Source organism: Ponticoccus sp. (in: a-proteobacteria), assembly GCF_048381735.1.
Genome location: NZ_JBLXGL010000008.1, coordinates 46,143 through 72,589, shown reverse-complemented (window position 1 = coordinate 72,589; position 26,447 = coordinate 46,143). Strand labels below are relative to the sequence as shown.

Annotated in this window: 24 protein-coding genes; 11 read left to right on the top strand and 13 right to left on the bottom strand. The window is 67.0% G+C overall.

The genetic code is table 11. The features are described from left to right. Positions 1 to 22: 22 nt before the first annotated feature. From ACN5KJ_RS14260 to ACN5KJ_RS14250, 3 genes are all read right to left on the bottom strand, one after another. Positions 23 to 1,396 (bottom strand): aspartate aminotransferase family protein, encoded by a 1,374-nt coding sequence (locus ACN5KJ_RS14260; protein ID WP_418594721.1) that lies wholly within the window; start codon positions 1,394 to 1,396, stop codon positions 23 to 25. A 13-nt stretch (positions 1,397 to 1,409) separates the two neighbouring features. Further along, on the bottom strand, positions 1,410 to 2,867 hold the full coding sequence (locus ACN5KJ_RS14255; protein WP_418594720.1) for an NAD-dependent succinate-semialdehyde dehydrogenase: 1,458 nt from the start codon (positions 2,865 to 2,867) through the stop codon (positions 1,410 to 1,412). A 418-nt stretch (positions 2,868 to 3,285) separates the two neighbouring features. Beyond that, on the bottom strand, positions 3,286 to 3,759 hold the full coding sequence (locus ACN5KJ_RS14250; protein WP_347166021.1) for an Lrp/AsnC family transcriptional regulator: 474 nt from the start codon (positions 3,757 to 3,759) through the stop codon (positions 3,286 to 3,288). A gap of 113 nt (positions 3,760 to 3,872) precedes the next feature. Here ACN5KJ_RS14250 and doeA point away from each other — a divergent pair, with 113 nt between their 5' ends. The 4 genes from doeA (at position 3,873) to ACN5KJ_RS14230 (ending at position 7,552) form a co-directional block, all read left to right on the top strand. Beyond that, positions 3,873 to 5,069: an ectoine hydrolase DoeA gene (doeA, locus tag ACN5KJ_RS14245; protein WP_418594719.1), complete on the top strand. Its 1,197-nt coding sequence runs from the start codon at positions 3,873 to 3,875 to the stop codon at positions 5,067 to 5,069. Positions 5,070 to 5,336: 267 nt separating this feature from the next. Then, positions 5,337 to 6,152 (top strand): pyrroline-5-carboxylate reductase, encoded by an 816-nt coding sequence (gene proC, locus ACN5KJ_RS14240; RefSeq protein WP_418594718.1) that lies wholly within the window; start codon positions 5,337 to 5,339, stop codon positions 6,150 to 6,152. Then, on the top strand, positions 6,145 to 6,483 hold the full coding sequence (locus ACN5KJ_RS14235) for a tRNA-binding protein (RefSeq protein WP_418594717.1): 339 nt from the start codon (positions 6,145 to 6,147) through the stop codon (positions 6,481 to 6,483). The genes proC and ACN5KJ_RS14235 overlap by 8 nt, the downstream gene beginning before the upstream one ends. 115 nt (positions 6,484 to 6,598) lie before the next feature. Beyond that, complete coding sequence (locus tag ACN5KJ_RS14230) at positions 6,599 to 7,552, top strand: 2-hydroxyacid dehydrogenase (RefSeq protein WP_418594716.1); 954 nt, start codon at positions 6,599 to 6,601, stop codon at positions 7,550 to 7,552. Here ACN5KJ_RS14230 and ACN5KJ_RS14225 read toward each other — a convergent pair. After that, on the bottom strand, positions 7,549 to 7,959 hold the full coding sequence (locus ACN5KJ_RS14225; protein WP_418594715.1) for a hypothetical protein: 411 nt from the start codon (positions 7,957 to 7,959) through the stop codon (positions 7,549 to 7,551). The two genes, ACN5KJ_RS14230 and ACN5KJ_RS14225, sit on opposite strands and share 4 nt — an antisense overlap. 113 nt (positions 7,960 to 8,072) lie before the next feature. On the opposite strand from ACN5KJ_RS14225, the gene ACN5KJ_RS14220 reads away from it, so the two are divergent. Further along, positions 8,073 to 9,191 (top strand): beta-ketoacyl-ACP synthase III, encoded by a 1,119-nt coding sequence (locus ACN5KJ_RS14220; protein ID WP_418594714.1) that lies wholly within the window; start codon positions 8,073 to 8,075, stop codon positions 9,189 to 9,191. Positions 9,192 to 9,276: 85 nt separating this feature from the next. Here the strand turns inward: ACN5KJ_RS14220 and ACN5KJ_RS14215 are convergent, their stop codons facing one another. From ACN5KJ_RS14215 to ACN5KJ_RS14205, 3 genes are all read right to left on the bottom strand, one after another. Then, entirely contained in the window at positions 9,277 to 9,654 is a 378-nt protein-coding gene (locus ACN5KJ_RS14215; protein WP_347166029.1) for a hypothetical protein, read from the bottom strand. 169 nt (positions 9,655 to 9,823) lie between these two features. Then, positions 9,824 to 11,065, bottom strand: coding sequence for a lytic murein transglycosylase (locus ACN5KJ_RS14210; RefSeq protein ID WP_418594713.1), 1,242 nt, complete (start codon positions 11,063 to 11,065; stop codon positions 9,824 to 9,826). Between the two features lie 157 nt (positions 11,066 to 11,222). Continuing rightward, positions 11,223 to 11,810 carry a thymidine kinase gene (locus ACN5KJ_RS14205; protein WP_418594712.1) on the bottom strand — a complete coding sequence of 196 codons (588 nt, stop codon included), beginning with the start codon at positions 11,808 to 11,810 and terminating at the stop codon, positions 11,223 to 11,225. A gap of 374 nt (positions 11,811 to 12,184) precedes the next feature. Between ACN5KJ_RS14205 and ACN5KJ_RS14200 the strand changes: the two genes are divergently transcribed. The 3 genes from ACN5KJ_RS14200 to ACN5KJ_RS14190 all read left to right on the top strand — a co-directional run bounded on the left by ACN5KJ_RS14200 (position 12,185) and on the right by ACN5KJ_RS14190 (position 14,967). After that, positions 12,185 to 12,643, top strand: a complete 459-nt coding sequence (locus ACN5KJ_RS14200; protein ID WP_418594711.1) for a hypothetical protein — start codon at positions 12,185 to 12,187, stop codon at positions 12,641 to 12,643. Next, entirely contained in the window at positions 12,630 to 13,529 is a 900-nt protein-coding gene (locus ACN5KJ_RS14195) for a helix-turn-helix transcriptional regulator (RefSeq protein WP_418594710.1), read from the top strand. Before ACN5KJ_RS14200 ends, ACN5KJ_RS14195 begins: the two co-directional genes overlap by 14 nt. A gap of 871 nt (positions 13,530 to 14,400) precedes the next feature. After that, positions 14,401 to 14,967, top strand: a complete 567-nt coding sequence (locus ACN5KJ_RS14190; protein WP_418594709.1) for a hypothetical protein — start codon at positions 14,401 to 14,403, stop codon at positions 14,965 to 14,967. A gap of 300 nt (positions 14,968 to 15,267) precedes the next feature. Here the strand turns inward: ACN5KJ_RS14190 and rimO are convergent, their stop codons facing one another. Then, positions 15,268 to 16,644: a 30S ribosomal protein S12 methylthiotransferase RimO gene (rimO, locus tag ACN5KJ_RS14185; RefSeq protein ID WP_418594708.1), complete on the bottom strand. Its 1,377-nt coding sequence runs from the start codon at positions 16,642 to 16,644 to the stop codon at positions 15,268 to 15,270. Positions 16,645 to 16,837: 193 nt separating this feature from the next. Further along, positions 16,838 to 17,431: a GcrA family cell cycle regulator gene (locus tag ACN5KJ_RS14180; RefSeq protein ID WP_229245950.1), complete on the bottom strand. Its 594-nt coding sequence runs from the start codon at positions 17,429 to 17,431 to the stop codon at positions 16,838 to 16,840. 122 nt (positions 17,432 to 17,553) lie between these two features. On the opposite strand from ACN5KJ_RS14180, the gene ACN5KJ_RS14175 reads away from it, so the two are divergent. Together ACN5KJ_RS14175 and ACN5KJ_RS14170 are read left to right on the top strand one after the other, a co-directional pair. Further along, the gene (locus tag ACN5KJ_RS14175) at positions 17,554 to 18,363 is read left to right on the top strand and encodes an ABC transporter permease (protein WP_418594707.1); all 810 of its coding nucleotides are present in this window, start codon (positions 17,554 to 17,556) and stop codon (positions 18,361 to 18,363) included. A 276-nt stretch (positions 18,364 to 18,639) separates the two neighbouring features. Then, complete coding sequence (locus ACN5KJ_RS14170; protein ID WP_418594706.1) at positions 18,640 to 20,400, top strand: SulP family inorganic anion transporter; 1,761 nt, start codon at positions 18,640 to 18,642, stop codon at positions 20,398 to 20,400. Here the strand turns inward: ACN5KJ_RS14170 and ACN5KJ_RS14165 are convergent. Then, the gene (locus ACN5KJ_RS14165) at positions 20,397 to 21,164 is read right to left on the bottom strand and encodes a metallophosphoesterase (RefSeq protein ID WP_418594705.1); all 768 of its coding nucleotides are present in this window, start codon (positions 21,162 to 21,164) and stop codon (positions 20,397 to 20,399) included. The genes ACN5KJ_RS14170 and ACN5KJ_RS14165 overlap by 4 nt on opposite strands. A 119-nt stretch (positions 21,165 to 21,283) precedes the next feature. Between ACN5KJ_RS14165 and ACN5KJ_RS14160 the strand changes: the two genes are divergently transcribed. Further along, a complete protein-coding gene (locus tag ACN5KJ_RS14160) occupies positions 21,284 to 21,739 on the top strand; it encodes a GFA family protein (protein WP_418594704.1) in 456 nt (151 codons plus the stop codon). Positions 21,740 to 21,961: 222 nt separating this feature from the next. Here ACN5KJ_RS14160 and serA read toward each other — a convergent pair whose 3' ends face one another. The 3 genes from serA to paaK all read right to left on the bottom strand — a co-directional run bounded on the left by serA (position 21,962) and on the right by paaK (position 26,423). Further along, complete coding sequence (gene serA / locus ACN5KJ_RS14155) at positions 21,962 to 23,557, bottom strand: phosphoglycerate dehydrogenase (protein ID WP_418594703.1); 1,596 nt, start codon at positions 23,555 to 23,557, stop codon at positions 21,962 to 21,964. Between the two features lie 94 nt (positions 23,558 to 23,651). After that, positions 23,652 to 24,797, bottom strand: coding sequence for a phosphoserine transaminase (locus ACN5KJ_RS14150; protein WP_418594702.1), 1,146 nt, complete (start codon positions 24,795 to 24,797; stop codon positions 23,652 to 23,654). A gap of 321 nt (positions 24,798 to 25,118) precedes the next feature. Continuing rightward, positions 25,119 to 26,423, bottom strand: coding sequence for a phenylacetate--CoA ligase PaaK (paaK, locus tag ACN5KJ_RS14145; RefSeq protein WP_418594701.1), 1,305 nt, complete (start codon positions 26,421 to 26,423; stop codon positions 25,119 to 25,121). Positions 26,424 to 26,447 lie beyond the last annotated feature (24 nt).

The window sequence follows — 26,447 nt, the reverse complement described above, 5'->3', positions numbered from 1 at the left end:
CCCCTTTGGGATTCGGCCTTTCCTAGCCCAGCACCTCGGCAACCGCCGCCGCCGTCTTGGTGGCGATCTCGTCGGCCTCTTCGCGGGTCAGGCAGAAGGGCGGCGCAAAGCCGAGGATATCGCCCTGCGGCATCGCCCGCGCGATCACGCCCCGGTCGAGAAGCGCCGCCGCGATGCGCGCGCCGACCTTCTCGGAGGCGTCGAAGAACACGCGGTCCTCGCGCTCCTGCACCAGTTCGACGGCACAGAGCAGGCCCTCGCCGCGCACCTCGCCGACGTTGCGGTGTGCCCCCAGCGCGTCGGTCAGCGCGGCCTTGAAATAGGCCCCGGTTTCGCCCGCGTTCTGCACGAGGTTCAGCTCGTCGATGAGCCGCAGGTTCGCGACACCCGCCGCCGCGCCGATGGGGTGGGCCGAGTAGGTCCAACCATGGCCTATGGGGCCGTTTTCATCCGTCCCCTGCTCCAGCACCTTCCACATCTTGTCCGACACGATGGTCCCCGACAGCGGCGCATAGGCCGAGGTCAGACCCTTGGCGATGGTGATCAGGTCCGGCTTCAGCCCGTAGTGGGTCGAGCCCATCATGGTGCCCAGCCGCCCGAAGCCCGTCACAACCTCGTCGGCGATCAGCAGGATGTCGTGCTTGGCCAGCACCTCCTGAATGGCGGCCCAATAGCCCGCGGGCGGCGGCACGAGGCCCCCGGTGCCCAGCGCGGGCTCGCCGATGAAGGCGGCGATGGTGTCGGCGCCCTCGCGCTCGATCAGCGCCTCAAGCTCGGCCACGCAATGCGCGACGAAATCGGCCTCGGACATCGCCAGATCGGGGCGGCGGTAGTAATAGGGCGCCTCGGTGTGGATCACCTGCGCCAGCGGCAGGTCGAACTTCTTGTGGAACAGCTCCAGCCCGGTCAGCGAGCCGGTCATCAGGCCCGAACCGTGGTAGCCGCGCCAGCGCGAGATGATCTTCTTCTTCTGCGGCAGCCCGCGGATGTTGTTGTAGTACCAGACCAGCTTGATGTTGGTCTCGTTCGCGTCCGACCCCGACAGGCCGAAGTAGACCTTCGACATGTGGTCCGGCGCGCGGTCCAGCACCATCTTGGCCAGCGTGATCGAGGCTTCGGTGCCGTGGCCCACATAGGCGTGGTAATAGGCCAGTTCCTTCGCCTGCGCGGCGATGGCCTCGGCGATCTCGGGGCGGCCATAGCCCACGTTCACGCAGTAGAGACCGGCGAAGGCATCCAGCAGGCGGGTGCCGTCACGGTCCTCGATATGGCAGCCCTGCCCGCCCTTGATGATGCGGCTGGGCGCCTCGCCCCGGGCGAATTGCGCGAGGTGGGTCGAGGGGTGGAAGAAGTTCTCGCGGTCCCACTGGTCGAGTTGGTCGTCGTTTCTAAGCATATGTAGTCTCCTTTCAGCCCCAGTCGCGGCAGACGTATTTGATATCGGTGAAGGCCTCGAGCCCCTGACGGGCGCCTTCGCGGCCCAGCCCCGACTGCTTGACCCCGCCAAAGGGGATCGGCGCGCCGGTGACCTTGGTGCGGTTGACCGCGACCATGCCGAACTGCAACGCGCGGGTCATGCGGTAGATCCGGCGCGGATCCTGGCTGTGGACATAGGCCACAAGGCCGTATTCGGTGGCATTGGCCCGCGCGATGACCTCTTCCTCGGTGTCGAAGGGGGTCAGCGGGGCGACGGGGCCGAAGTTTTCCTCGGACATGATCGCGGCCTCATCGGGCACATCGGCCAGCACCGTCGGGCGGAAGAACAGCGGGCCGAGGCCCTCATCCACCGTGCCGCCGGTCAGCAGCTTCGCGCCCTTGGCGACGGCATCCGCGACCTGTTCGACCTGCTTGGCCACGGCGCGCTCGTGGATCAGCGGGCCGATGTCGGGGTCGTTCTCGCCCACCCCCATGCTCAGCGCCTCGACGGCACGGGTGAACTTCTCGCAGAAGGCGTCGTAGACCTCGCGGTGGATGTAGAAGCGGTTCGCGCCAAGACAGTCCTGCCCCGAGGTGGCGAACTTGGCCTTCACCGCCTCGCTCACCGCGCGGTCCAGATCCGCAGAAGGGAAGACGATGAAGGGCGCGTGGCCGCCAAGCTCCAGCACCAGCCGCTTCACGGTGTCGGCGGACTGGCGATAGAGCAGCCGCCCGACCTCGGTCGAGCCGGTGAAGGACAGGGCGCGCACGCGGGCATCCGCCGTCCATTCGCCCACGATGGTCGCGGCATCGCCGATGACGGTGGACATCACGCCCTCGGGGAAGCCCGCGCGATGGGCCAGCACCGCCAGCGCCAGCGCCGACAGCGGCGTCTCGGCCGAGGGGTGGATGACCACGGAACAGCCCGCCGCCAGCGCGGCGGCGGCCTTGCGGGTGATCATGGCACAGGGGAAATTCCATGGCGTGATCAGCGCGGCCACGCCCACCGGCTCGCGCCACAGCTCCATCTCGGCATCGGCAAGATGCGAGGTCACGCCCTCGATGTTCGGGCGCAGCGCCTCTTCGGCGTAGAACTGTACGAAGCTCGCGGCATAATCGATCTCTCCGCGCGCCTCGCCGATTGGCTTGCCCTGCTCGGCCACCATGATCCGGGCGAGGTCTTCCTTGGCCTCGACGATCAGCGCGTGCCAGCGGTGCAGGATGGCCGCGCGGTGCTGCGGCAGCGTCACCGACCACCCGGCAAAGGCCTTGTGCGCGGCCTCCACGGCATCCCGAGCGCCGGTGGCGTCGCTCATGGCGACCTGCGCCACCACATCGCCGGTGGCGGGGTTGCGCACCGCAAGCCGCCCGTGTCCGGGAAAGTCGCCCGCGAGCTGCACAAGCGCCGCATCGGTGATCCAGGGCTTTGGTCCGTTCGACATGTCACTCATGGCAAATCTCCTTCTTCGAAGGATGGATCGCATGGGCATGGCAGAGGCTTTGCCTGTTTGCAGGTCACGCGGCAGAGGATTCCTCTGTTCCGACCACCCAAGGCAGAGAAACTGCCTGCCGGACCGCGCAGGCGGGGCGAGCGCTGCGCCCGGTGCGACCAGAGGCATGACCTACGATCAGCGTGTACCCGGTGCGACCAGAAGAACGGTCTTCGCCCCGAATGCGATCTGCCCGACCCAAAGGACGGCCTGCGCCCCGATTTCACCCTGCGCGGTCAGAAGGACGATCCGACCGGAATACACCCGGCACGGCAAGAGAACCGGCCCCGCAACCAGACCGCACCCCGGTCTTTTTCTGCCCAAATACGCCGAAGGCATCCCAGCGCGCAAACCGGCGCGCCGCCGCGAGCCTGCCCGCCTAGCCCAGAAGCCCCAAGGCGGGCGGCAGATCCTTCACCGGCTTGGTGACGATATAGCTGTAATAGCGCCGCACCCCGGCGCGGCTTTCCAGAAGGCCGTCCATAAGCGCCTGAAAAGAGGCCACATCTTCGGTGACCACCTGCATCAGGTAGTCGTAGCCGCCGCCGATGGCCCAGCAGCCGGTGACCGCCTGCATCCGCGCCACCGTGCGCTCGAACAGCTGGAAGCTCTCGGCCCTGTGGCTTTCCAGTTCCACGGTGACGAAGACCTGCACATGCGGCCCCAGCGCCTCGAGGTCGATCTCGGCCCGGTAGCCGCGGATCAGCCCGGCCTTTTCCAGCCGCTTCATCCGTTCCCAGCAGGGCGTCGGCGACAGGTTCACCCGCGCCGCCAGTTCGGTCTTGGCGATGCGGCCCTCGCGGCAAAGCGTGGCAAGAATGGCGATGTCCCGGTCGTCTAGGCGGTTGTCCATGCGGACTTGTTCCGTCCCGGCACCGCCTTGTCAATCGGCAGGGGGTTGCCCCAACGCACCGGTGTTGGCAGGCTCTGGCCATCGCCCCTGCCGGCAAACCCCGAAAGGTCCCCATGAACAAGCTGCAACGCACGCCCGAACGCTACACCACGGAAGAATACCAGGAACGGCTGGTCCATATCCGCGCCCGGATGGAGCGCGAGGGCTACGACATGCTCATCCTGTCGGACCCGTCGAACATGTCCTGGGTCTCGGGCTATGGCGGCTGGTCCTTCTACGTGCATCAATGCGTGATCATCGGCCCCACCGGCAATCCGATCTGGTTCGGGCGCGGGCAGGACGCGCAGGGCGCCTATCGCACCGTCTGGGTCGGGCGCGACAATGTCATCGGCTACCCCGACCACTACGTGCAGTCGACCGAGATCCACCCGATGGAATATCTCTGCGACAGGCTCACCGACATGGGCTGGAACAAGGGCACCATCGGCGTCGAGATGGACAACTACTGGTATTCGGCCCGCGCGCATGAACGGCTGACCCACGGGCTGCCGGACGCCAAGTTCAAGGATGCCACCGGCTTCATCAACTGGCAACGCGCGGTGAAATCCGAGAAGGAACTGGAATACATGCGGCAGGCCGCCCGCATCGTGGAACGCATGCACCGCCGCATCGCGCGCGAGGTCGACGTGGGCGTGCGCAAGTGCGATCTGGTGGCCGAGATCTACGACGCCGGGCTGCGCTATGACGAGTGGTACGAACACGGCGGCGACTACCCCGCCATCGTGCCGCTGCTGCCCTCGGGGCCGGATGCCGCCGCGCCGCACCTGACCTGGGACGACCTGCCGATGAAGGCAAACGAGGGCACCTTCTTCGAGATCGCGGGCTGCTACCAGCGCTACCACGTGCCGCTGTCACGGACGATCTTCCTTGGCAAACCGCCGCAGGATATCCTCGACGCGGAAGAGGCGGTTCTGGAAGGCATGGACGCGGGGCTCGACGCCGCGCGCGCGGGCAACACCTGCCACGACATCGCCGACGCTTTCTTCAAGTCGCTGGAAAAGCGCAACATCGTCAAGGACAACCGCTGCGGCTATTCCATCGGCCTCAGCTACCCGCCCGACTGGGGCGAGCGCACCATGTCGCTGCGCCGGGGCGACCGGACCGTTCTGAAACCGGGCATGACCTTCCACTTCATGACCGGCCTCTGGATGGAGACATGGGGCTACGAGACGACCGAAAGCATCGCCATCACCGACGGCGAGCCGGAGGTCTTCTGCGACCTGCCCCGCAAGATGCTGGTGAAGGGCTAGGCGCGGCAACGACCGGCCTCCCGGCGCCGTGACCCACAAAAGGGGCCGTCGCGACATCGCGGCGGCCCGTATCCTCCGCGCCTCGTGGCAGGTCGTCGTCTCTCTGAGAAAAGGCGGCGACCGTCGTCGCCCGGCCTTGTTACAGCCCGCGGTCTCCGGGCGCCGCTTCGACAGGCGCCTGTCCCGTACAGCCCCGCGCCGTGTCCCCCCGCCATTGCAGCGGCCCGCGTCTTTGCTTACCCCTTGGGCAAACCGGATGGAGGCGTCATGAAAGACGGAGAGATCGCGCAGCGCGGATTGGTGCTGCTGGGCTGCGGCAAGATGGGATCGGCCATGCTGGAAGGCTGGCTTGGGCGCGGGCTGCCGCCTGCATCGGTCTGGGTGCAGGACCCCAAGCCCTCTGACTGGGTCACGGCGCAGGGCGTTCACGTCAACGAAGATTTGCCCGCCGACCCGGCCATCGTACTGATCGCGGTCAAGCCGCAGATGATGGCCGAGGCGCTGCCGGTGCTGGCCTCCATGGGTGGCGGTGAGACGCTGTTTGTCTCGGTCGCCGCCGGGGTCACCATGGCCTCTTACGAGGCGGCGCTGGGGACGAAGGCGCCCATCGTGCGCGCCATGCCCAACACCCCCGCCGCCATCGGGCGCGGCATCACTGCGGTGATCGGCAACGCGCAGGCGACAGTGGCGCATATCGACATGGCCGAAAGCCTGCTGACCGCCGTCGGAGAAGTGGTGCGGCTGGAATCCGAAGACCAGATGGACGCGGTAACCGGGGTCAGCGGCTCTGGCCCGGCCTATGTCTTTCACATGATCGAATGTCTCGCCGCCGCCGCTGAGGCCGAGGGCCTCGCCCCCGACCTCGCGCTGTCGCTGGCCCGCGCCACCGTCGCGGGGGCCGGCGCGCTGGCACAGGAGACCGGCGAGGATCCGGCGCAACTGCGGCGCAACGTGACCTCTCCGAACGGGACCACGCAGGCGGGGCTGGAGGTGCTGATGGATGCGGACAAGGGCCTGCCGCCCCTGATGCGCGCCACGGTACGCGCCGCCGCCGCCCGGTCGAAGGCGCTGGCCAATGGCTGAGATCACATTCGACGACTTCCTGAAGGTCGACATCCGCGTCGGCACGGTCGTTCAGGCCGAACCCTTCCCCGAGGCGCGCAAACCCGCCATCAAGCTTTGGGTCGACTACGGCGCCGAGATCGGCGTCAAGAAAAGCTCGGCACAGATCACCCTGCATTATGCCCCCGAAGAGCTGGTCGGCAAACAGGTCATGGGCGTGGTGAACTTTCCGCCCCGCCAGATCGGCCCCTTCATGTCCGAGGCGCTGGTGCTGGGGCTCTACGACGACGCCGAGGCGGTCGTGCTGCTGACCCCCGACAAGCCCGTCCCCAACGGATCGAGGATGCTGTGACCCCCGCCCCGGTCCCCCGCCCTAAGCCTTTGGCGCGGGACCGGACCCTTCCCAACGCCGGGGCCGCCCTCCCGGCAGGCCCCGGCCTGACCGCCCCCAGAGAGACGAGAGTGCTTTGCCCAAGGTTCTGATTGCCCGAAACTTGCCCGACGCCGTGGTCGCAGAGGCCCGCGCGCTCTTCGACGTCACATACCGCGACCGCCCCGACCCGATGACCCGGGCCGAGATGGAGGCCTCTCTGCGCGATTACGACGGCGTGCTGCCGACGCTGGGCGACCTCTACGATGCACAGGTCTTCGCCGCCGTGCCGGACCCGCGCTGCAAGCTGCTGGCCAACTTCGGCGTGGGCTTCAACCACATCGACGTAGAGGCCGCCAAGGCCGCAGGCATCGCCGTCACCAACACCCCCGGCGCCGTCACCGACGCCACCGCCGACACCGCCCTGACGCTGCTGCTGATGTCGGCGCGCCGCGCCGCCGAGGGCGAGCGGCTGGTCCGCACCGGTGCCTGGGAAGGCTGGCACCCGGTGCAGATGCTGGGCCATCACGTCACCGGCAAGCGGCTGGGCGTGCTGGGCATGGGGCGGATCGGGCAGGCCATCGCGCGGCGCTGCCACTTTGGCTTTGGCATGAGCGTGGCCTATGCCTCGCGCTCGGAGAAAGAGCTGGAGTTCCCCGCGACCCGCTGCGACAGCCCGGAGGCGCTGGCCGCCCAGGTCGACTTCCTCGTCGTCGCCCTGCCCGGCGGCGCCGCGACCCGGCACACGGTGAATGCCAGCGTGCTGAAGGCGATGCCCGCGCATGCGCATCTGGTCAATATCGCCCGGGGCGACGTGGTGGACGAAACGGCGCTGATCGAAGCTCTGGAAAACCGCAGCATCGGCGGCGCCGGGCTGGACGTCTACGAGAACGAGCCGCAGGTGCCGGAGCGGCTGAAGGCGCTCGATACGGTCACCCTGCTGCCGCACCTCGGCACGGCGACGCTGGAAGTGCGCGAGGGCATGGGGCGGCTGGCCGTCGCCAACCTGCGCGCCTTCTTCGCCGGAGAGCCGCTGCCGAACCCGGTCTAGGAACGGCCCGGCCAGGAAAACGTGGCGCGGTTGGCGGGATCCCTCTGCGCCGACCGCTTCTGGCTGTGCAGGGTGACGGCCACGAGGCCTTTCCGGCGTGATGCAGCCACAGGCGCGGCGCGCAACCCGCGCGCCGAAACCTCCCGCAAGGACCGGTTCAGTAGCTTTCCGGCGCCTGCGGGTCGGGCAGGATCCCCTTGCTGGGGGGGTGGGTTGAACGCCGGATCGCGGGTCTTGATCCGGCGCGAGATCAGCTTGGCCAGCGGCCATGCCGCCACCACGCCAATGACCACCGCCACGGCGATCGCCTGCCAAGAATAGTACCCCATGGCGAGGAAGGCGACGATCAGCGACCCGGTCACGACCGTATGGGTCAGCAGGCTGATATAAAGCGAAAGTCTGTCCATCTGGATGCTCCCTTCCGAAGGGGAAACCCCGCAGGGACCGCCACGGTTCCGTCACGCTGCGCTTGACCTCCGCGCCCGACTGCGGTTCCGTCACCGCACAGAAGGAGCCGCGCATGTACCAGCCCGCCATCTCGGGACACGGGGTCTTTACCCCCGCCCAGAGCATTTCCAACGACGAACTGGTCGAGGCCTTCAACGCCTATGCCGAAGGCTGGAACGCCCGCAACGCAGAGAAGATCGCCGCCGGAGAGGTCGAGGCCAAGACGCCTTCCAGCGCCGATTTCATCTTCAGCGCCAGCGGGATCGAGCGGCGGTTCGTCATGGACAAATCCGGCGTGCTGGATCCCGACCGCATGTATCCCGCCCTGCCCGCAAGGCCCGACGATCAGCCCGGCATCATGGCCGAGATGGCGCAGGAGGCCTGCACCAGGGCCCTGGAGATGGCGGGCCGCACCGGCGCAGACATCGACCTGATCATCTGCGCCGCCTCGAACCACGAACGCGCCTACCCGGCGGTGGCCATCGAGATCCAGCAGTTACTGGGCGCGCAGGGCTTTGCCTTCGACATGAACGTGGCCTGTTCCTCGGCCACCTTCGGCATTCAGGCGGCGGGCGACATGATCCGCGCGGGCAGCGCCCGGCGGGCGCTGGTGGTCTGCCCCGAGATCTGCTCGGCCCATCTGGAATGGCGCGACCGCGACTGCCACTTCATCTTCGGCGACGTCTGCACCGCGCTGGTTCTGGAACGCGCCGAAGAGGCGCAGGGCGCGCGCTGGGACGTGGTCTCGACCCGCTGCGCGACGCAGTTCTCCAACAATATCCGTAACAACGACGGCTTTCTGCGGCGCACCCACGACCAGATGGAGGACCGGCGGGACATGCAGTTCATGCAGAACGGCCGCAAGGTCTTCAAGGAGGTGCTGCCCATGGTCTCGGCCCATATCCTCGGGCATCTCGGCGAGGAGGGCTGGCAGGCCGATGACCTGAAACGGCTCTGGCTGCATCAGGCGAACAAGACGATGAACGACTTCATCGGCAAGAAGGTCCTGGGCCGCGAGCCGGAGGCGGGCGAGCAGCCGAATATCCTGCAGGACTACGCCAATACCTCTTCTGCCGGGTCGATCATCGCCTTTTCACAGAACTCAGCGGACCTCGCGCCGGGCGACCGTGGGGTGATCTGCTCTTTCGGGGCCGGGTATTCTGTCGGCTCGGTGCTGGTGCAACGCGCCTGAGGGCCTCCCTTGCCCCAGCCCCCTGCCGGGCGATGCGCGGGCGGCAGGGTTTGCCTGCCCCGTTGCCTGCCCCGTGCAAGGGCGTTCAGCGCATCAGGCCTCGCGCATGCCGCAGGACCGCGACGAGGAACAGCGCCATGGACAGAAGCGCCAGAACCGAGCCGCCCTTGGCCAGCGCCTCGCCCGTGCCCCTCAGCGCCATGACGATGCCCGGGACCAGCACGATCACCGCCGCCAGCGTCAGCGCGTAATGCACCATCGCCAGCCGCGACGCGGCGGCCAGCGGGTTCAGCGCGTAGTAGCCGCCAAAGACCGCCATGGCGACGAAGCCGATCAGGTTGAGGTGGCCATGGGCGGGCGACAGCGCATGGTCCTGCGAGGCCGACATCTGGATGCCCCAGGCCATGCCGATCAGGGCAAACAGGGCCGCCGTGGCGAAAAAGAGCGTGGGAATGCGGGTCATGCGGAACTCCTTGCACCATGGGCCGGGCGCCTGTCGCCCTGCCCCTGCGTCAAGCCTAGCCGCAAAAGACCTTCCGCCGCAAAGGTTTCACTGATCCGGCAGCCCCGGGCGCTTGCAAATTTCATGCATGAAATTTGCAAGCGTTTTCGAAAACGCTTCCCGCCTGCCGCTAGCGAAGCCGCGCCTTCATCGCCGCTTCGGGGAAGCAGGTGGCGCGCTGGCCCGTGGCCTCCTGCCAGCGCCCGATCGAGCGGCGGGTCTTGAACCCCGGCAGCCCGTCGGCCCCGCCCACGTCGTGCCCCATGCCTTCCAGCGCGCGCTGCATCACCGCCACATCCGACCGGTAGAGCCCGCCGACCTGCCCCCAGCGCGCGGTGAAATCACCCATGCCGTACTGGATCCGGTCGCCCACGTGGCCCACGAAAAGCGCGTAGAGGTCGGACATGTTGTAGTCCTTCAGCACGTAGAAGTTCGGCGTCACGATGAAGGCGGGGCCCGACCGGCCCGCGGGCATCAAGAGAAAGCCCTGCTGCCGCGCCTCGCTCTCGGGGAAGGCTTTGCCGCCGACCCGCGTGATCCCCATGGCGGCCCAGTCGCGGATGCGTCGGCCCTGGTCCGGCCCTTCCAGCGTGCAGGACACGCCCTCGGGTACCTGCACCTCGAAGCCCCAGTCCCGGCCCTTCTGCCAGCCGTGTTTCGCGAGGTAATTGGCGATCGAGGCAATGGTATCCGCCTCGGAGCGCCAGATGTCGGCGTGGCCGTCCCCGGTCCCGTCGGCGGCGTATTTCAGAAAGCTGGTGGGCATGAACTGCGGCTGTCCCAGCGCCCCCGCCCAGCTGGATTTCATCGCCCCCGAGGGCGCGTGGCCGGCCTCGGCGATCTGCAGGGCGGCGACCAGTTCCTCGGTGAAATACCCGGCGCGGGTGGACATGAAGCCCTTGGTGCCCAGTACCCGGAAGACGTCGTGCGTGATCGCGACCCGCCCATAGCCGGACTCGCGGCCCCAGATGCCCAGAACGATCCGGCCCGGAACACCCGTGCGCGCCTCTGCCCGCGCAAGCGCCTGCGCATGGGCGCGCGCCATCTGGCGCCCGACCGCCGTGGCGCCCTCGACCGAGCCCCGGTTGAAATACTTGCCCGGGCTGCCGAATTCGGCCTGCCGCTGGCGTTTCGGCGTCTGCGCCCGGGTGCCCGGCGGCACCAGGTCGGGCAGGTCCCAATCCAGCGAGACCCCCTGAAACGCCCGGTCGAAGGTCGCCCGGCTGACCCCCTTGCGGCTGGCCTGCGGCCAGACGGTCTGTTCCAGCCAGCCCCGGAACTGCCGTTCCACGCCCGCGCGATCCTGCGCCGGGGCCTGCACCGCCCAGCCCAGAACCAGCATCACCGCCACACACATCGCCCTGACACGCATCCGCTCACCCCTGCCTTTGCCCGAAACCTAGCGCGTTTCGGCCCTCAGATGAATCGGTTATTGGCGCCCTCCGCGCCGGGCCCAGGGGCATGAGCCGATCCCCGCCAGCCTCCGGCCCGGCGGGCCGACACCGGCCAGCGCGCGGATCGCGGCGACCTCAGGCCGCCGGGTCGCCCATCGCCTGCCGCCAATGGCGGCGGCAGAGGCTGACATAGGTCTCGTTGCCGCCGATCTGCACCTGCGCCCCGTCGCGCAGCGCCTGCCCGTCCGGCCCCTGCCGCACCACCATCGTCGCCTTGCGGCCGCAGTGGCAGATGGTGCGCACCTCGCGCATCACATCGGCCAGCGCCAGAAGCGCGGCAGAGCCGGGAAACAGCGCGCCGCGGAAATCCACGCGCAGCCCGTAGGCCATGACCGGCAGCTTCAGATCGTCCACCACCCGCGCCAGTTGCCAGACCTGCTCGTGGGTCAGGAACTGCGCCTCGTCGATGAAGACGCAGGCCACCGGCCCCTCGGCCAGCCGCGCCGCGATCAGCGCCTGAAGGTCGGTTTCCGCATCGAAGGTGCGCGCGGGCTGCGACAGCCCGATCCGAGAGCCGATCATCCCGGGCCCGGCACGGCTGTCCAGCGCGGCGGTCAGCAGCAGCGTCTGCATCCCGCGTTCGTTGTAGTTGTGCGCGGCCTGCAACAGCAGCGTCGACTTGCCCGCGTTCATGGTCGAATAATGGAAATGCAGCTTGGCCATGGGCGAACCCTTTGCCCGAAGACCGCCGCCCTCGCAACCGGGCAGGGGCGCGCCCGGGACAAGGCCGGACAGACACCACGAAGACGACCCGCCTGCCGCGCCCCCCCACGGCGCTTTCCGGGCGGCGATCCCGCGGCAGAACGCATCGGCAGGGGCACGTGCGGAACACAGGGCGAAAACGGGCCGGGCACCGCCTGTCGCGCGGCGCGCGGCGGGACAGAACCCGGCCAATCCGGACCCAAACGGCCCGGCACTGGTACGGCCCGGCACAGCCCGGACTGGATTTAAGCATGACATTTCTGACAGGTTTGGCTAATGGGAAAGCGATTTGCAGGTTCCCCTCCCGTTCCGGAGCCGGGCCGGATGGAGAAGCGATGGCGATTGTCGGACGATACCTGAAGAAGCACACAGAGGCGCTGGTCAAGGACGTCGGCATCGAAGCCGCCTGCGCGCTGACCGGCAAATCGAAGGCGACGCTGGGGCGCTACTACTCCGACTACGACGAACACGCCGAGCGCTTCATGCCCGTGGATGCTGTGGCGGCGCTGGAAGAGGCCGCAACCTTTCCGCATGTCACCGCGGCGCTGGCCGAGCTGAAAGGCATCTCGCTGGAGTTCACCGAGACGCGGTCCAACGACCGCAGCAAGGGCGGCGTGAATTCCGACGTGATCGCCCTGTCGCAGCGCTTCGGCATGCTGATGGCCGAATACCACCAGTCGATTGCCGATGGCGTGATTTCCGCGACCGAGGCAAAGCGCCTGCTGAAAGAGACGCTGGCGCTTCAGAAGGTGCTGATCGACATGAAGCTGCACCTCGAAGATGAAGGCGCCTGAAGGCAACCAGCCGCAGGGCGCTGCCCCGCGCGGCGCCTTCGGGGCCGAGAGCTTCTTTCCGCCCCGCATGCAAAAATTCCTGCGCCGGCTGGAACAGACCACCCACTCCGACGAGGTCTGGGCGCTTCTGAAGGCCCTCGGGCAGGACGTCGGACTGCCCTGCATCGACTTCATCGCGGCGACGGATTACGGCGACTGGCGGCGCACCATGTTCGTGCGCACCTCTTACGACGCAAGCTGGCTGCACGATGCCAACACCGACCCGGACCTGTACCGCTGGTCCTATTTCCGCAGCCATGGCATCGCCTGCCTGACACCCATCGTCGTCGGGCTGGAGTTCCTGCGCGAGTACCGCACGCTGCCCGATGGCCGCATCAAGGTCCTGCGAGAGGCGGCGCGGCGGGGCATGCGCGCCGGGATCTCGATCCCACTGCGGCAGCACGCCCCGCGGCAGGCGGCGATGATGAGCTTTCTCGGCGATCATGACCGCGGCGCCCTGCTGGACATCCTCGCCGCCGAGGGCTGGACCCTGACCCATTGCGCGCAGGCGGCGCACCAGCGCTACCTGCTGCACTTCACGCAGGAATACGTGGAACGCAACCGCATCACCGACAAGCAGCTGGAGTTGATGGAACTGATCGGGCGCGGCTATCTCGACAGGCACATCGCCAACCACCTGGAGATTTCCGTCTCGGCGGTGCGGCAAAGGCTGAACGCGCTGATGCAGAAGACCGGCACGACGAACCGGGTAGAGCTTGCGGCGCTGGCCATGTCGATCGGAATGCTGCCCGACCCGCTCTACAGCCCCGGCAGCGCACCCGCCGTTCTGGTCCAATCCGGCGACCGCGAGGACATCCGGACGCAGGAATACGGACCGGAACCCTGACAGAGGGGCGGAACGCGGAAGCGGGCCAAACGACGGTTGGCCGTGCGGATTGCCTTGGCCGTCGCCGCCGGTGCTTGGGGCCCCATCTGCGCGGTTATGCGGAGGAACGGGCGGGGAGCCGGTTTGCGGCGGGTGCATCAGACATCGCTTGTGTGCGTCGAAGCAGACCTTGGCACACAGCTAGAGGCCACAAAGAGGCCAGAAACGCGCGTGCATACCCGGTCAGAAACAAAGCAGGATGCCTTTCAAATAGATAAGCGTTATATCCGCATCGAGATCCTGTTCAGATATCTCATAGATTGAAGGCGCGTCGCGATCCGCCTTGACCGATCCTCAAAGGTTTTTCACTCAACTACCTCACTCGCGGCTCTCGTCGCCCATGGGTGAAGCATCTCCGCCGATGGTACCGCCGCAACACCTGCTGAAGTAGCCTTGCCGTTCGCGGAATTCTCTTTTTGAGTCGATGTCGCATGCATTGCCGGACAAAGTCGGATGTTCCGTTGAGGATCAGGGCACTTTTAACAGAGCGACTATACCGACAAACCTTCTACATCCCCATGTTGGGCAAAACACTCACCCAATGGAGGAGTTACAGAGGAAGGTGCAAACGGGGATAGGCTATTCGCATCTTATAGATCAGGGCTGGCGTTATCTGGAATAAAACCGGCAGCGGCAGCGGACACAAGCATCACTGGGATGGACATTGGCACGCATCTTTGAAAACATCGGCATGACGCGCTTCTGGATTGGCAACGAAAGATGACGTTCCGCACGAACTTTCAAAGATCCCGGAATGCAGAGAGGCTCCAAATCCCGACGTTGACCCCGATATTGCGCGAGAACTGATCGAAGATCATGGAATAAATTGAGAATGAGAGACTTTTATCGCTGCAATTTTGACGTTGGAAACGTTCGGGATGTCGTCAGTTTTGGCCCAAGTTGGCTAAAGAACGAATTCTATGGTGAAGACTTGGGGCCTTCGGAAAACGGCCCCTTGGACATGGAGCTTGCCGAGCTTGCCTTTGATGACAGTCAAAGCCTCCCGGTAGCCGACTTCAACAATGTGATGATGTTGCCTTCTTGCAGTGAGGAGATCTACACTTGCCATCTTGCTGAGCTCATTCATGATTGGGTTGTTATCTTTCCGTGCAAAATTGAGGGCGAAAGGCATATTCTCTTCCGGCCAAAACGGTTCTTTGATTTGGTGGACCTGAACCGCTCAAGGTATCTTGCGCGACCAAGCCGCGGCCCCTACGCCTTCAAGGAAGTCGCGATAAAAGCGGAGCCACCGCTAGAAGTTCCAATTTTTGCGCTGGATCCGCCAAGATCCTTGAAGTTCGAAATTTTTGTGGATTCTCGGTTTCGAAATATTGTTGCGGAGAGAAACCTGTCAGGATTTCTTTTTCAAAAAGTCTCACCGCCAATCAGGCCAAACTGACGGCACCACAGTGTCACAATGCAAGCCTGACCTTGGGGCTCTCCAAAACTTCAATCTGCTGCGAAAGTCAGGTCTGGCACGCCGCAATGCAGTATCAGGGACGTATCTCGATCGGCAGCTACGGGCCGGTCGCGGCAGGGCCACGCATATTGCACCCGCGTCGCGTTCTGCAACCGTCGCGGTTGCTCGGATCTCGACGCCAACGGTCGCCGCGTCTGCCGTAACCGTCGGTTTCCTTCACCCGGATATCAGCCGCGCCGCGGGCCCCTCAGGGGCGCCCGCCTTTCCAGGCCCCGCCCGCTAGACCAGCCGTCCCCAGAGGTCGTATTCCCCGGCCTCGTCCACCTCGACGCGGACGATCTGGCCCGGGGCCAACGCCTCTGCGCCTTCGTCGATGAAGAGGTTGCCGTCGATTTCGGGCGCGTCGGCCTTGGTGCGGCAGGTGGCGATGCCGTCCTCGTCGACCTCGTCGACGATCACCTCGATCTCTTGTCCGACCTTGGCCGCCAGCTTGGCCTCGGAGATGGCCTGCGCCTTCTCCATGAAGCGCGCCCAACGCTCGGCCTTGACCTCTTCGGGGACGTGATCGGGCAGCGCGTTCGAGCGGGCGCCGGCGACGTTCTCGTACTGGAAGCAGCCGACGCGATCCAGTTGCGCCTCGTCCATCCAGTCGAGCAGGTGCCGGAACTCGGCCTCGGTCTCCCCGGGGTATCCGACGATGAAGGTCGAGCGCAGGGTGATATCCGGGCAGGCGGCGCGCCAGGCGGCGATCTCGTCCAGCGTGCGCTCGGCGGCGGCGGGGCGGGCCATGCGGCGCAGCGTGTCCGGGTGGCTGTGCTGGAAGGGGATGTCGAGATAGGGCAGGAGGCCGGTTTCGGCGCGCTGCGCCATCAGCGGGATCATCTCGCGGACATGCGGATAGGGGTAGATGTAATGCATCCGCACCCAGACGCCTAGCGCCCCCAGCGCCTTCGACAGGCCCAGGATCGGGAACTTCTCGTCGCGGTCCTTCCAGTCGGTGCCATAGGCCGAGGTGTCCTGGCTGATCACCAGCAGCTCCTTCACCCCAGCCTCGACCAGCTTTTCGGCCTCGCGCATGACGGCGCGCTGCGGGCGGCTGACGAGGCGGCCGCGCATGTCGGGGATGATGCAGAACTTGCAGCTGTGGTTACAGCCCTCGGCGATCTTGAGGTAGCTGTAGTGGCGCGGGGTCAGGCTGACGCCGCTGGCGGGCAGCAGGTCGATGAAGGGATCGGGGCTGGGCGGCACGGCGGCGTGGACCGCGTCCAGTACCTGTTCGTACTGGTGCGGGCCGGTGACCGCCAGAACCTTGGGATGGGCGCCGGTGATATACTCGGGTTCGGCGCCAAGGCAGCCGGTGACGATCACCCGCCCGCTCTCGGCCAGCGCCTCGCCGATGGCACCGAGGCTTTCGGCCTTGGCGCTGTCGAGGAAACCGCAGGTGTTCACGATCACCGCATCGGCGCCCGCGTAATCGCCCGAGATGCCGTAGCCCTCGGCCCGCAGGCGCGTCAGGATGCGCTCGCTGTCGACCAGCGCCTTGGGGCAGCCGAGAGAGACCATGCCGATGGTCGGCTGGCCGTCGCGGACGGTGTCGGAAATGCGGGCGCGGGCCAGGTCGGGGCGAAGATCGGGCGGATTCTGCATGGGCGGCATATACGCGCGGATCGGGCGCACGGGAAGAGGGTTCCGTAGCCGCCACGGGGTTTCGCCTGCCCCGGGTCAGGCGACCGGGCGGGGGCGCTGCCCCCCGGCCTGCGGCCTCCCCCCGAGGTATTTGGAAGACCAAAGAAGGGGGGGAGCGCAGCGGCGGACGCCCGGCCATGAGGCCCGCGTCTGGGTCGCGGCCTCAGCGGCGGCGGTCGCGGCGCGAGGACATCGGCTGGAAGGCCACGCCCACATGCGCCTCGCAGTAGGGCTTGCCCTGCTGAACCGGCAGGCCGCAGAACCAGAAGTCGTCGGTCGCCGGATCGCCCACGGGCCATTTGCAGGTGCGCTCGGTCAGTTCCATCAGGGTCAGGCGCTTGGCCTTCTTCTCGATCTCGCTGACCTTGGCCAGCGCCTCGGGGCTGATCTCGTTGGTCGAGGGCTGCGGCGGCAGGGGCTGGCCCGCCGGGATGATCTGCTTGCGCGCCGGGGTCGGCGCGGGCGCGGCCGCCACGGGTTCCGGAGCGGGCGCGGGTTCCGGTTCCGGCTGCGGGGCGGGTGCCGGGCGGGCCGCCTTGGCCGCCGGGGCAGGCTTGGCGGCCGGTTCCGGCTTGGGCGCGGGTTTTGCCTCGGCCACCGGGGCGCCGCCGGCGCGGTTCGACAGGCCCAGGCGGTGGACCTTGCCGATCACCGCGTTGCGCGTCACGCCGCCCAGTTCCTTGGCGATCTGACTTGCGGACTGCCCTTCCGTCCACATCTTCTTGAGCAGTTCTACGCGTTCATCGGTCCAGGACATGCGGCTTTCCCACTGAAAAAAGCGGCCACGGATGTCGGGGCCGCCGGAAATTTGCTTGGTGCCCCCTATTCTAATCATCACAGGGCGAGATACAAGGCGCCCGACACCGGACAGGAGGACACATGCACAGCCCCACCCAATACGCCCAGGGCGACCGCCGCTTCGGCCGGATCAACTGGCTTGGCCTCCAGACCCTGGCCCGCCGCGAAATCCTGCGATTCCTGAACGTCTGGACCCAGACGCTGGCCGCGCCGCTGGTGACCGGCGGGCTGTTCCTGGTCATCTTCTCGATCGCCATCGGCCCGCAGCGCGGCGAGGTCATGGGCGTGCCCTTCACCACCTTCATCGCGCCGGGCATCCTGATGATGACCGTGATCCAGAACGCCTTTGCCAATACCTCGAGCTCGCTGGTGATCTCGAAGGTGCAGGGCAATATCGTCGACACGCTGATGCCGCCGCTTTCCGCCGGAGAACTGGTGCTGGGCTATCTGGCGGGCGGCATCGCGCGCGGAGCCATCGTGGCGCTTTGCCTTGCGCTGGCCCTGTGGCTGGCGCTGGGGATCGTGCCGGCGCATCCCCTTGCGGCGCTGGCCTTCGTGCTCTTGGGCGCGGCCTTCCTGTCGGCGCTGGGTCTGCTGGCGGGGATCTATGCCAACAAGTTCGACCAGATGGCGGCGATCACCAACTTCATCGTCACGCCGCTGGCCTTCCTGTCGGGCACCTTCTACTCGGTCGAATCGCTGCCGCCGGGCCTCTACCAGGTGACCCATCTGAACCCGGTCTTCTACCTGATCGACGGCGCGCGCTGGGGCATGATCGGCGTCTCGGACAGCCATCCGGCCCTGGGATTCGCCGTGGCCCTTTCCGCAACGCTGGCGGTCTGCCTGCTGGCCTGGGCGATGTTCCGCAGGGGCTACCGGCTGAAGGCCTGACCGGGCGAGATCCGGGCCGCAGGCGGGCACCGCGACGCTTTGGCGCGCGGCGCCCGCCTGCCCCCCGGCGCCGGATCGATTTCCCCGTGTTGCAGCCCCACGCCCCGCTCTGTCGCCCCCTGCCGAGCCAAGGCCAGCACCCGGGCCCCGGTGAATGGCCCCGCCCGGAACGCAGGAATGCGGAAACGCCGCACCGCGGGGGTTTCAAATTCATTTTGGTGAATATATAGGGTAGGACAAAGGCCGCACGGCGGCCCCCTTACAGGATCTTCCGGAATGTCCCCTGCCCGTCCCGCCACCCGTCGGCTGACCCGATACCTTCCGATTCTCGGCTGGGCGCGCCACTACGACCGCAGCACCGCCGCCTCGGACCTCGTGGCCGCCGTGATCGTCACGATCATGCTGATACCCCAATCGCTGGCCTATGCGCTGCTGGCCGGGCTGCCCGCGCAGATGGGCCTTTATGCCTCGATCCTGCCGCTGGTGGCCTACGCGATCTTCGGCACCTCGCGCACGCTGGCCGTCGGGCCCGTGGCGGTGATCTCGCTGATGACCGCCGCGGCGGTGGCCAACCTTGGCCTGACGGACCCGGCGGCGATCGCCCTGGCAGCCGGAACGCTGGCCTTTCTCTCGGGCCTGATGCTGACCGCGCTCGGCCTTCTGCGGCTGGGCTTTCTGGCGAATTTCCTGTCCCACCCGGTGATCGCGGGCTTCATCACCGCCTCGGGTGTGCTGATCGCCGCCTCGCAGCTGAAACACATCCTTGGGGTCGAGGCAGAGGGCCATACGCTGATCGGCCTGATCGGGTCCTTGCTGGCCCAGATCGGCCAGACCAATATCCTGACGCTGGTGATCGGCAGCCTTGCCACCGCCTTCCTGTTCTGGGTCCGCAAGGGACTGAAGCCGCGCCTGCTGGCGGCGGGCCTGCCGCCGCGCCTTGCCGACATCGGCGCCAAGGCCGGGCCGGTGGCCGCCGTCTTCGTGACGACGCTGCTGACATGGGCGCTGGACCTGTCGGGCTGGGGCGGCGTGAAGGTCGTGGGCGCGGTGCCCATGGGCCTGCCGCCGCTGACCCTGCCCTCTTTCGATCCGACGCTCTGGAGCCAGCTGTTCCTGTCGGCGCTGCTGATCTCGATCATCGGCTTCGTCGAATCCGTTTCCGTGGCGCAGACGCTGGCCGCGAAACGGCGCCAGCGCATCTCGCCGGACCAGGAGCTGATCGGGCTGGGCACCTCGAACCTGGCCGCATCGCTGTCGGGGGGCTTTCCGGTGACGGGCGGTTTTTCGCGCTCTGTGGTAAACTTCGATGCCGGGGCCGAGACGCCCGCGGCGGGCGCCTATACCGCCGTCGGCATCCTCGTCGCGACGCTGGTGCTGACGCCGCTGCTGTATTTCCTGCCCAAGGCGACGCTGGCCGCGACGATCATCGTCGCCGTCCTCAGCCTTGTCGATTTCTCGATCCTCGGGCGCGCGTGGCGCTACTCTCGGGTGGACTTCGCCGCGGTCTTCGCCACCATCGCGCTGACGCTGGGCTTCGGGGTCGAGGCCGGGGTCTCTGCCGGGGTGCTGATCTCGATCCTGCTGCATCTCTACAAGACCTCGCGGCCGCATGTGGCCGAGGTCGGGCTGGTGCCCGGCACCCAGCATTTCCGCAATATCCTGCGCCACCGGGTGCTGACCCGCGCCGATATCGTGACGCTGCGCGTGGACGAAAGCCTGTACTTCGCCAACGCCCGCTTTCTCGAGGACTACGTGCTGGACCGCATCGCCCGCGACCCGGCGCCGAAACACGTCGTGCTGATGTTCGCGGCGGTGAACGAGGTCGACATGAGCGCGCTGGAAACGCTGGAAGAGCTGAACCGGCGGCTGGCCGAAGCCGGCATCACCCTGCACCTGTCAGAGGTCAAGGGGCCGGTCATGGACCGCCTCAAGCGCTCGCATTTCCTGGATGACCTGTCGGGGCAGGTCTTTCTGGCGCAATACGATGCATGGGCCGCGCTGACGGCGGCAGAGGCCGGGCAGGCGCAGGCGGGCTAAAGCCGCGCGCGCCCCCGGGCGGTCAGGGCAAAGATGCCGTCGCCGTCGAAGACCACCGGCACCAGCTCGCGCCCGTAACCCGCGCCGGTATCGAGGTTGAGCCGGTTGAGGTGCAATTCCGGCCAGTCCACCGGCGTATGCCCGTGCACGATCAGGGCGCCGTGATCGCGGGTGTCGCGGTGGAACTCATGCCGGATCCACAAGAGGTCGTCCTCTTGCTGGTAGCCCATCGGCAGGCCCGGGCGGATGCCCGCATGCACGAAGATCTGCGGCCCCCGGTCCAGCCAGAGCGGCAGGTCGCGAAGGAAGGCCCTGTGGCTTTCGGGCACCGCCGCGCGCGCCGCAGCGATGAGATCGGGCAGGATGTCGCCCGGCACGCCCTCGACGCCGAAGCGGGCGGCGGTCGCGTCGTCGATGCCGAAGGCCCCCGCGAGGTCGAAATAGGATTGCAGCGTCGCCGCCCCGCCGAGGTTCGGATGCAGGTAGAGCTTGCCCGACTTGATCTGCGCGTCGGACAGGATGCCCTCGGTCAGGAAGCGTTCGAACATGCGGTCGTGGTTGCCCTTGACGAAGGACCAGTCGCGGCCCCCGGCCAGACCGGCCAGGAAGGTCTCGATCACCGCGCGGCTGTCGGCGCCCCGGTCGACGAAATCCCCCAGGAAGACCACCGGCGCATCCGCGCCCCCGTCCCGGGCGATCCGGTCGAGCGCCTGTTCCAGCTGGCCAAGCTGTCCGTGAATGTCGCCGATGGCGTAAAGCGGCATGGGGGCGTCCTTTCCTGGGGCGCACTCAACCGGCAACGGCAGCGGGATACAAGGCGAAAGGCTGGCCTGCGCCGATGGGGCCGCTATGCTGCGCCCGAAGCCGACTGAGGAGACCCTTGATGCCGAAACCCGACCTGCCGATGGAAGGAAGCTGCCGTTGTGGCGCGACCCGCATCCGCATCACCGCGCCGCCCCTGATGACCGCCGCCTGCCACTGCCGGGGCTGCCAGAAGATGGCGGCGAGCGCCTTTTCCCTGACCGCCATGGTCCCGACCGAGGGCTTCGAGGTCATCGCCGGAGAACCCGTGCGGGGCGGCGCGGCAGGCGACCAGCTGAGCCACATGTGCTGCCCGGACTGCATGACCTGGATGTTCACGCGGATCACCGGGTTGGACATGTTCCTGAACGTCCGGCCCACGATGCTGGACGACCCCTCGTGGTTCACCCCCTTCATAGAGACGATGACGGCGGAGAAGCTGCCCTGGGCACAAACACCTGCGCGGCACAGCTTCGAGGGGTTTCCCCCGATGGAGGCCCTGGAGACGCTCATGGCAGAATTTGCCGCCGAAGCCTGAAAGGGCCTGGCAAGAGCGCCGGTCGCGGATTGCGACGGGGGTGGACAAGGCGGCGGCAGAGGGGGCTCTGCCCCCGTCCCTGCGGGCCACCCCCGAGGGTATTTACGGGACCAAAGAAGCCGGGTGGGAGTCCTGCCCTTCTCTGGTCTTCCAAATACCTTCCCCGGTTGCGGGCTGCGCAGGTCCCGCGGAGGGGCGCCCGGCGGGCGCCCCTTGCATGGGTCAGCGGACGTCGAATTCCAGCGTCTTGACCTGCTGGAACAGGCCCGTGGCCTTGAGCGCCTCGACGGCATCGGCGGGCGCCGGTTCGTCGATGTAGAGCAGCGCGATGGCCTCGGCCTTGGCGCTGCGGCGGCCAAGGGTGAAGTTCGCGATGTTCACGCCATGGGTCCCCATGGTCTGCCCGAGGGCGCCGATGATGCCGGGGACGTCCTCGTTGGTGGTGTAGATCATGTGGCGGCCGACCTCGGCGTCGATGTTGATGCCCTTGATCTGGATGAAGCGCGGCTTGCCGTCGCTGAAGACGGTGCCCGCGATCGACCGCTCGCGCTTTTCGGTGGTCACGGTGACCTTGATGTAGCCTTCGAAGATGCCCGACTGCGCCTGGTTGGTGGTGGCGATCTGGATGCCGCGTTCCTTGGCGATCAGCGGCGCCGAGACCATGTTCACGTCCGGGTTGACCGAGGTCATGATGCCCGCGATCAGCGAACAGTTCAGCGCTTCGAGGTTCATCTCGGCGGCGTAGCCGTCATAGAGGATGTTGATCGCCTTGATCGGTTCATCGGTCATCTGGCCGATGAAGTTGCCGAGGTGCCCGGCAAGGTCGATCCACGGCCCCATGACCTTCGCCTCTTCGGCGGTGACCGAGGGCATGTTCAGCGCGTTCTGCACGGCACCGGTCAGCAGGTAGTCGGCCATCTGCTCGGCCACCTGCAGGGCGACGTTCTCCTGCGCCTCGGTGGTCGAGGCGCCGAGGTGCGGCGTGCAGACCACGTTGGGCAGGTTGAAGAGCACGTTTTCCTTCGCCGGCTCCTCGGCGAAGACGTCGAAGGCGGCGCCGGCGACATGGCCCGATTTCAGCAGCTCGGCCAGCGCCTCTTCGTCCACCAGTCCGCCACGGGCGCAGTTGATGATGCGCACGCCCTTCTTCGTCTTGGCGAGGTTCTCCTTCGACAGGATGTTGCGGGTCTGATCGGTCAGCGGCACGTGCAGGGTGATGAAATCGGCGCGCTTGAGCAGCGTGTCGAGGTCGACCTTCTCGACCTGCATCCGCTCGGCCTTCTCGTCCGAGAGGAAGGGATCGTAGGCCACGACCTTCATCTTGAGGCCCCGGGCCCGGTCGCAGACGATGCCGCCGATATTGCCCGCGCCGATCACGCCCAGCGTCTTGCCGGTCAGTTCGACGCCCATGAACTTGGATTTCTCCCACTTGCCCGCATGGGTCGAGGCAGAGGCCTCGGGGATCTGGCGGGCGACGGCGAACATCATCGCGATGGCGTGTTCGGCGGTGGTGATCATGTTGCCGAAGGGCGTGTTCATGACGATCACGCCTTTCTTCGAGGCCGCTTCCTTGTCGACGTTGTCGGTGCCGATACCGGCGCGGCCCACGACCTTCAGCTTGTCCGCATGTTCCAGCAGCGAGGGTGTGACCTTGGTGGCCGAGCGGATGGCGAGGCCGTCGTACTGGCCGATGATCTCGGCCAGCTTGTCCTTGTCCTTGCCCAGTTCGGGCATGAAGTCGACGTCGATGCCGCGATCGCGGAAGATCTGCACGGCGGCGTCGGAGAGCTTGTCGGAGATGAGTACCTTGGGAGCCATGGGTCGGGTCCTTTACGGAAGATATGGGGGGAGAGGCCGGATCCTTTCAAAGGATCCGGCACGATTTCTTTGCAAGAAATCGAGGTCGCGCGGGTTACGCCTGTTCCTCGATGCAGGCCTCGAAGGCCCAGGTCAGCCAGGGCGTCAGGGCCTCGACATCCGAGGATTCGACCGTGGCGCCGCACCAGATGCGCAGACCCGCCGGGGCGTCGCGGTAGGCGCCCACGTCCAGCGCCACGTTGTGGTCCGCAAGCTTCTTCGCGACCGCCTTGGCGAAAGCCGCGCCGTCCTGGATGCGCTCGTCGGTGAACTTCAGGCAGACCGAGGTGTTCGAGCGCGTCGCCGGGTCGGTGGCGAGGTTGGCGATCCAGTCGTTGCGGTCGCAGAAGTCCCAGAGCACGCGGGCATTGGTGTCGGCCCGGTTCATCAGCTTCGGCAGGCCGCCGATCTCGCGGGCCCAGTCCAGCGCGACGAGGTAATCCTCTACCGCCAGCATCGACGGCGTGTTGATGGTCTCGCCGACGAAGATGCCCTCGATCAGCTTGCCGCCCTTGGTCATGCGGAAGATCTTCGGCAGCGGCCATGCAGGCGTGTAGCTTTCCAGCCGCGCGACGGCGCGGGGGCTGAGGACGATCATGCCATGTGCGGCCTCGCCGCCCATGACCTTCTGCCAGGAGAAGGTGGTCACATCCAGCTTGTCCCAGGGCAGGTCCTGCGCGAAGGCGGCGCTGGTGGCGTCGCAGATGGTCAGGCCCTGACGCGCTGCCGGGATGGCCTCGCCGTTCGGCAGGCGCACGCCCGAGGTGGTGCCGTTCCATGTGAAGACGACGTCGGTGTCGAAGTCGATCTCGGCGAAGTCGACGATCTCGCCGTAGTCGGCGGTCTTGACCTCTGCGTCGATCTTCAGCTGCTTGACCACATCGGTGACCCAGCCCGCGCCGAAGCTTTCCCAGGCCACCATGGTGGCCTTGCGTTCGCCCAGCAGCGACCACATGGCCATTTCCACGGCGCCGGTGTCGGATGCGGGCACGATGCCGATGCGGTAGTCGGCGGGGATGCCCAGGATCTCGCGCGTGCCCTCGATGGCGGCCTTGAGCTTGTCCTTGCCCACGGCGGCACGGTGCGACCGGCCCAGCGCGGCGTCAGACAGCTTGTCGAGCGAGAATGTGGGGATCTTGGCACAGGGGCCGGAGGAAAAACGCGGGTTTGCCGGCCGGTGAGCCGGGTGTTTCGTCGTCATATCTGCTAACCTTCCAGATAGATGCCTCTCGTTGGGGAGAGGTGTCCCAAGAGCGCAAATACGGCAGGGCGCGCGCTCCGGCAAGTCGGATTCGCGGGTGGATCGGTCGGAAACGGCGTTTTGTCGGGACGCCCTGGCGCAGATCGGAAACCTGCATGCCCCGCTGGGGTGGCGCGGCGCGGAACGGGAGCCCCGCCGACCGGGCGCCCCGGGGCTGGCCGGGTTCGGGGTATTTGGACCAAGAAGAAGACAGGGGCGCGCGTGCGGTCGCGGGACGGTGGGCGGGGCGATGTCCGAAGGACGAGCGGCGGCCCGCCGGGCTCAGGTCTTCGGGCGGTTGTCGAGGATGCGCACCGCCTTGCCCTGGCTGCGCTGGACGCCGCCCGGGTCGGCGACAGAGACGCGCACCGTCACGCCGACCACCTGCTTGATCCGCGCGGACAGGTCCCGCGCGGCGGCTTCTCGGGCGGCGGCGGTTTCGGGCAGGCATTCGCAGAGCACCGTCATCTCGTCCCTGTGGCCCACGCGGTTCAGTTCCAGCTGGAAATGCGGCGCCAGGGCCGCGACCGTCATCAGTTGTTCCTCGATCTGGGTCGGGAAGACATTCACCCCGCGCAGGATGATCATATCGTCGGACCGGCCCGTGACCTTTTCCATCCGGCGCATCGACCGCGCCGTGCCGGGCAAGAGCCGCGTCAGGTCGCGGGTGCGGTAGCGGACGATCGGGAAGGCCTCTTTCGTCAGTGAGGTAAAAACCAGCTCGCCCAGTTCGCCATCCGGCAGCACCGCGCCCGTTTCCGGGTCGATGACCTCGGGGTAGAAGTGGTCCTCCCAGATGTGCAGCCCGTCCTTGGTCTCGACGCATTCATTGGCGACGCCCGGCCCCATGACCTCGGACAGGCCGTAGATGTCCACGGCGTGCATGTCGAAGGCCTCTTCGATCTCGCGCCGCATGGCATTGGTCCAGGGCTCGGCGCCGAAGATGCCCACCTGCAGCGGCGACCTGCGCGGGTCCAGCCCCTGCGCCGCGTATTCGTCGATGATCGACAGCGCGTAGGAGGGCGTGACGGTGATGCCCTTGGCGCCGAAGTCCTCGATCAGCCGCACCTGCCGCTGGGTCATCCCGCCGGAGATCGGCACCGTCGACAGCCCCAGCCTGTCGGCGCCCAGGTGGATGCCCAGCCCGCCGGTGAACAGCCCGTAGCCATAGGCGTTGTGCAGGATGTCGCCGGGGCGCAACCCGCTTGCCCGCAAGGACCGCGCCACCACGGTGGCCCAGGTGTCGAGGTCGCGTTCGGTATAGCCGACCACGGTCGGCTGCCCGGTGGTGCCCGAGGAGGCATGGATGCGTTTCACCTGTTCGCGCGGCACGGCGAACATGCCGAAGGGGTAGTTGGCGCGCAGGTCCGACTTCACCGTGAAGGGAAACTTCGCAAGGTCTTCGAGGCTGCGCAGGTCGTCCGGATGCACGCCCGCCGCGTCGAAGCTGGCCCTGTAGTGCGGCACGTTCTCGTAGGCGTGGCGCAGCGACCATGTCATGCGGTCCAGTTGCAGGGCCGAGATCTGGTCGCGCGAGGCGATCTCGATGGGGTCGAGGCTGTCGCGCTCCGGTGTCAGATCCTTCATGGCGTCCTCCCTGTCCTCCCCAAA

What these genes read in the sequence shown, in the direction of transcription:
- ACN5KJ_RS14170 (WP_418594706.1), top strand. Translation starts at nt 18,640, where the DNA reads ATGTCCCCTGCCCGTCCCGCCACCCGTCGGCTGACCCGATACCTTCCG.
- ACN5KJ_RS14150 (WP_418594702.1), bottom strand. Translation starts at nt 24,797, where the DNA reads ATGACGACGAAACACCCGGCTCACCGGCCGGCAAACCCGCGTTTTTCC.
- ACN5KJ_RS14195 (WP_418594710.1), top strand. Translation starts at nt 12,630, where the DNA reads ATGAAGGCGCCTGAAGGCAACCAGCCGCAGGGCGCTGCCCCGCGCGGC.
- ACN5KJ_RS14225 (WP_418594715.1), bottom strand. Translation starts at nt 7,959, where the DNA reads ATGGACAGACTTTCGCTTTATATCAGCCTGCTGACCCATACGGTCGTG.
- ACN5KJ_RS14180 (WP_229245950.1), bottom strand. Translation starts at nt 17,431, where the DNA reads ATGTCCTGGACCGATGAACGCGTAGAACTGCTCAAGAAGATGTGGACG.
- doeA (WP_418594719.1), top strand. Translation starts at nt 3,873, where the DNA reads ATGAACAAGCTGCAACGCACGCCCGAACGCTACACCACGGAAGAATAC.
- paaK (WP_418594701.1), bottom strand. Translation starts at nt 26,423, where the DNA reads ATGAAGGATCTGACACCGGAGCGCGACAGCCTCGACCCCATCGAGATC.
- ACN5KJ_RS14220 (WP_418594714.1), top strand. Translation starts at nt 8,073, where the DNA reads ATGTACCAGCCCGCCATCTCGGGACACGGGGTCTTTACCCCCGCCCAG.
- ACN5KJ_RS14165 (WP_418594705.1), bottom strand. Translation starts at nt 21,164, where the DNA reads ATGCCGCTTTACGCCATCGGCGACATTCACGGACAGCTTGGCCAGCTG.
- ACN5KJ_RS14205 (WP_418594712.1), bottom strand. Translation starts at nt 11,810, where the DNA reads ATGGCCAAGCTGCATTTCCATTATTCGACCATGAACGCGGGCAAGTCG.
- ACN5KJ_RS14215 (WP_347166029.1), bottom strand. Translation starts at nt 9,654, where the DNA reads ATGACCCGCATTCCCACGCTCTTTTTCGCCACGGCGGCCCTGTTTGCC.
- serA (WP_418594703.1), bottom strand. Translation starts at nt 23,557, where the DNA reads ATGGCTCCCAAGGTACTCATCTCCGACAAGCTCTCCGACGCCGCCGTG.
- ACN5KJ_RS14160 (WP_418594704.1), top strand. Translation starts at nt 21,284, where the DNA reads ATGCCGAAACCCGACCTGCCGATGGAAGGAAGCTGCCGTTGTGGCGCG.
- ACN5KJ_RS14210 (WP_418594713.1), bottom strand. Translation starts at nt 11,065, where the DNA reads ATGCGTGTCAGGGCGATGTGTGTGGCGGTGATGCTGGTTCTGGGCTGG.
- proC (WP_418594718.1), top strand. Translation starts at nt 5,337, where the DNA reads ATGAAAGACGGAGAGATCGCGCAGCGCGGATTGGTGCTGCTGGGCTGC.
- ACN5KJ_RS14235 (WP_418594717.1), top strand. Translation starts at nt 6,145, where the DNA reads ATGGCTGAGATCACATTCGACGACTTCCTGAAGGTCGACATCCGCGTC.
- ACN5KJ_RS14200 (WP_418594711.1), top strand. Translation starts at nt 12,185, where the DNA reads ATGGCGATTGTCGGACGATACCTGAAGAAGCACACAGAGGCGCTGGTC.
- ACN5KJ_RS14250 (WP_347166021.1), bottom strand. Translation starts at nt 3,759, where the DNA reads ATGGACAACCGCCTAGACGACCGGGACATCGCCATTCTTGCCACGCTT.
- ACN5KJ_RS14175 (WP_418594707.1), top strand. Translation starts at nt 17,554, where the DNA reads ATGCACAGCCCCACCCAATACGCCCAGGGCGACCGCCGCTTCGGCCGG.
- ACN5KJ_RS14190 (WP_418594709.1), top strand. Translation starts at nt 14,401, where the DNA reads ATGAGAGACTTTTATCGCTGCAATTTTGACGTTGGAAACGTTCGGGAT.
- ACN5KJ_RS14255 (WP_418594720.1), bottom strand. Translation starts at nt 2,867, where the DNA reads ATGAGTGACATGTCGAACGGACCAAAGCCCTGGATCACCGATGCGGCG.
- rimO (WP_418594708.1), bottom strand. Translation starts at nt 16,644, where the DNA reads ATGCCGCCCATGCAGAATCCGCCCGATCTTCGCCCCGACCTGGCCCGC.
- ACN5KJ_RS14260 (WP_418594721.1), bottom strand. Translation starts at nt 1,396, where the DNA reads ATGCTTAGAAACGACGACCAACTCGACCAGTGGGACCGCGAGAACTTC.